Raw genomic sequence first — 1448 nt, 5'->3', positions numbered from 1 at the left:
GATGATCCAGAAACTGTGGCAGATAATGATGAGACGATTACTGCTTTAAATCAAACTGGAACAATTGAATTAACGACAAATGATTCTTTAGATTTAGGTGCAGATGGAATTTTAAATGCTGGAGATGTTATTACTTATACAATTGAAGTAACAAACACAGGAAATACGACACTTAGTAATATTTCAGTTACAGATTCAGAAATTGATTTTGGTACAAATCCAACAACAGCAGCGAATCTAAATGTAGGAGAAACAGAGACTTTTACAGGAACTTATGTTTTAACACAAGCAGATATTGATAGTGGAAGTTACTCGGTACAATCTTCGGTTACATCAACACTACCTGATGGAACAACGGTTGTGGAAGATACGCTTTCGGATGATCCAGAAACTGTGGCAGATAATGATGAGACGATTACTGCTTTAAATCAAACTGGAACAATTGAATTAACGACAAATGATTCTTTAGATTTAGGAGCAGATGGAATTTTAAATGCAGGTGATGTTATTACTTATACAATTGAAGTAACAAACACAGGGAATACGACACTTAGCAATATTTCAGTAACAGATTCAGGAATTGATTTTGGAACAAATCCAACAACAGCAGCGAATCTAAATGTAGGAGAAACAGAAATTTTCACAGGAACTTATGTTTTAACCCAAGCAGATATTGATAGTGGAAGTTATTCGGTACAATCTTCAGTTACATCAACACTTCCTGATGGAACAACCGTTGTGGAAGATACACTTTCGGATGATCCAGAAACTGTGGCAGATAATGATGAGACGATTACTGCTTTAAATCAAACTGGAACAATTGAACTTACAACAACAGATTCATTAGATTTAGGCGCAGATGGAATTTTAAATGCAGGTGATGTTATTACTTATACAATTGAAGTAACAAACACAGGGAATACGACACTTAGCAATATTTCAGTAACAGATTCAGGAATTGATTTTGGAACAAATCCAACAACAGCAGCGAATCTAAATGTAGGAGAAACAGAAATTTTCACAGGAACTTATGTTTTAACCCAAGCAGATATTGATAGTGGAAGTTATTCGGTACAATCTTCAGTTACATCAACACTTCCTGATGGAATAACCGTTGTGGAAGATACACTTTCGGATGATCCAGAAACAGCAGCAGATAATGATGAGACGATTACTGCTTTAAATCAAACTGGAACAATTGAATTAACGACAAATGATTCTTTAGATTTAGGAGCAGATGGAATTTTAAATGCTGGAGATGTTATTACTTATACAATTGAAGTAACAAACACAGGAAATACGACACTTAGTAATATTTCAGTTACAGATTCAGGAATTGATTTTGGAACAAACCCAACAACTTCAGCGAATTTAAATGTGGGAGAAACAGAGACTTTTACAGGAACTTATGTTTTAACACAAGCAGATATTGATAGTGGAAGTTACTC

1 protein-coding gene is annotated in these 1448 nt (G+C 34.6%); it reads left to right on the top strand.

Going from position 1 to position 1448, the window contains the following annotated elements:
• A partial coding sequence (locus I1A51_RS17590) for a DUF7507 domain-containing protein (RefSeq protein WP_449500867.1) occupies positions 1-1448 on the top strand: 1448 nt, incomplete at both ends.

It is taken from the genome of Aureivirga marina, assembly GCF_015767265.1.
Lineage (GTDB): Bacteria > Bacteroidota > Bacteroidia > Flavobacteriales > Flavobacteriaceae > Aureivirga > Aureivirga marina.
Note: the sequence above shows the minus strand (reverse complement) of the source record. Positions and strands in the feature narration are given on the sequence as shown.